This window comes from Micromonospora sp. NPDC003776, assembly GCF_053605645.1.
The window spans coordinates 1-2,729 of record NZ_JBSGJR010000757.1 but is presented as its reverse complement, the minus strand read 5'-3'; the positions used below and the strand labels follow the sequence as shown (position 1 = coordinate 2,729).

Sequence of the window (2,729 nt, the reverse complement as noted above, 5' to 3'; positions counted from 1 at the left end):
GGGCCACCAGGCCGCCCGGCGACCCGCACCGGCACCGCCTCGACCGGGTCCAACCCCAGCTCGCGGGCCCAGCCGGCGACCGCCTCGGCCCGCTCGGCGGAGCCGGGTTGCAGGCCATGGTCGACGGTCACCAGGCCGGCGGCCCGGCCGAGCCGGGGCGCCACGAAGGCGGTGGCCGCGGCCAGCGCCAGCGAGTCGGCGCCGCCGGAGCAGGCCACCAGCACCGGTCCGGCCCCGGACAGCCCGGCCAGCGCCCGGCGTACGGCGATCCGGACGGCGGCGACCGGCGGGGCGAGCGCGGCCACGGCTCAGCCGGCGGTCGGGGTGGCCCCCGTCGGCCCGTGCACCCGGGCCACCCAGGCGTCCGGGTCACCCAGTTCGTCGAGCCGGGGCAGGGTCAGCGGGGAGGAGAAGATCCGGTTGAAACCGGCCATGCCGACCCGGTCGACCACGCCGTGCACGAACTTGCGGCCCTCGGCGTACTGCCGCATCTTGACCTCGATGCCGAGCAGCCGGCGGATCGCCTTCTCCAGCGCGTTGCCGGACTCCCGGCGACGGTTGAAGGACGCCCGGATGGACTCGACGCTCGGGATCACCTGCGGCCCGACGCCGTCCATGACGAACTCGGCGTGCCCCTCCAGCAGCGTCATCAGCGCGGTGAGCCGGTCCAGCACGGCCCGCTGCGCCGGGGTCTGCACGATGTCCAGCACGCTGGCCCGGCTCTCCGGGTCGCGCACCGCCTCGGAGAGGGTGGCCACCCCGCGGCGCAGCCGTTCGAGCAGGTGCTCGCCGGCCTGCGCGGCGTCCACGAACGCCTGCACCTCGCTGAGGAAGTACGCGCGCATCCACGGCACGGCGGTGAACTGGGTGCGGTGGGTCACCTCGTGCAGGCACACCCAGAGCCGGAAGTCCCGGGGGTCGGCGCCCAGCTTCCGTTCCACCTCGACGATGTTCGGCGCGACCAGCAGCAGCTGGCCGGGGTCGCCAGCGAAGACCTCGTACTGGCCGAGCACCCGGCCGGAGAGGTACGCCAGAACCGTGCCGGCCTGCACCCCGGTGAGCCGGGACCCGACCGCCTCGGTGAGCGGCCCGGGGCGCTTGTCACCGGAGAGGCGGCTCACCAGCGGGCTGATCACCTCGCGCAGCCCGGCGATGTTCGCCGCCGCCCAGTCCCGCCGGTCCACCACCCGTACCGGTGGATGGGCGATCTGGGACCGCAGGCCGGTGTAGTCGGCGACGTGCCCCGCCGCCTCCTCGGTCAGCCGTCGCAGCTCGCTGACCACGTCGGTGGCCTCGGCGTACGACACGCGAGGGCCAGACTTGCCCAACGCCCCCGCGGTGGCGGCGGCCAGATCCCAGTCCACGAACTGCGCCATGAACCCACCGTACCCGCGCCGCGACACCCCAAGCCGGGATCGACGATCGTCGTAGCGGCTCAGCGGCAGCCGCAGCCGGCCAGCGCGGAGCTGATCCGGTCGAGAGCCTCCCGGGTCTCGTCGAGGGTGCCCGCCGGGGCCCGGTCGGTCAGCACGGCGAAGGTGAGCAGCCGGCCGTCGGCCGTGGTGACCAGGCCGGCGATCGCGCTGACCCCGGTCAGCGTCCCGGTCTTGGCCCGGACCACGCCGGCCCCGGCCTTGGTGACCGATTCCTGGTAGCGGTCCCCCAGGGTGCCGGACCAGCCGCCGACCGGCAGGCCGCCGAAGATCGCCGCCAGCTCGGGGTGGCTGCCGTTGCCGGCGAGGGTGATCAGGTCGGTGAGCAGGGACGGGCTGATCCGGTTGGTCCGGGACAACCCGCTGCCGTCGGCCAGGTCGATCTCGTTGGCCGGCAGGCCCAGCTCGCCGAGCACCTGGTCGGTGGCGGCCGCGCCGCCCGCGAAGGAGGCCGGCTTGCCCTTGGCGAGTGCCACCTGCCGGGCCATGTACTCCGCGATCACGTTGTCGCTGTCGCTGATCATGATGTCGACGAGCCGGACCATCGGCAGCGACTCGACCTTGCCCAGCTCGGTGCCTGGCGCGGGCGCCGCCGTGCCGGAGGCCGTGGGCGCGCTGCCCTGCTTCACCTCCGCGGCGGCGCCGGTGAGCCCGAGCAGCTTCGCGAACTGCCAGCCGGCGGTCAGGTCCGGCTGGGGCACCCGCTCGGCGGCGCCGTGGGTGTCGTCGAACGTCTTCCGGGCCGCCTCGGGGTCGCGGCGGGCGGCGTCCGTGGTCAGCGCGGTGATCGCCGCGCCGTACCCGCCGGTGGGGATGTCGGCGTCCCAGCCCGGCCCGTACACCTCGCCGCTGAACAGGGACGAGTCGACGATGACCTTGGTCGGTGCGGTGCCGCCGAGGGCCTTGCGCACCTGGGCGGCGAGGTCGTCCAGCCGGGCCGCGCCCGGGTAGAAGCCGTTCTTGTCCACGGCGAGGGTGGGGTCACCGCCGCCGACCAGCACCACCTCACCGGGGTTCGGGCCGGCCACCGCGCGGGTGGGGATCCGGTACGCCGGACCCCGGGCGGCCAGCACGGCGACGGCGGTGGCCAGCTTCGTCACCGAGGCGGGGACGGTCGGGGTGTCCTGCCCGCGGCCGTAGAGCGCCTTGCCGGTGACCACGTCCCCCACCGAGATGTTCACCCGCTCGCCGAGCGCGGCGGCCGCGACCAGGGGTTCGAGCGCGGCACGGACCCCGCCGGGAGTCGGCGTCGGGGCGTTCGGGTCGGCGCCGGCGAGCACCTCGGCCGGGGCGGGC

3 protein-coding genes are annotated in these 2,729 nt (G+C 75.4%); all 3 read right to left on the bottom strand.

Annotation, left to right across the window (positions count from 1 at the left end; genetic code table 11):
• Positions 1 to 305 (bottom strand): ATP-binding protein (locus ACWEVO_RS34480; RefSeq protein WP_452311602.1); only part of this gene is annotated, 305 nt, incomplete at its 3' end.
• A gap of 3 nt (positions 306 to 308) precedes the next feature.
• Positions 309 to 1,376 (bottom strand): zinc-dependent metalloprotease, encoded by a 1,068-nt coding sequence (locus tag ACWEVO_RS34475; protein WP_452311601.1) that lies wholly within the window; start codon positions 1,374 to 1,376, stop codon positions 309 to 311.
• Between the two features lie 59 nt (positions 1,377 to 1,435).
• Positions 1,436 to 2,729 (bottom strand): D-alanyl-D-alanine carboxypeptidase/D-alanyl-D-alanine endopeptidase (gene dacB, locus ACWEVO_RS34470; protein ID WP_452311600.1); only part of this gene is annotated, 1,294 nt, incomplete at its 5' end.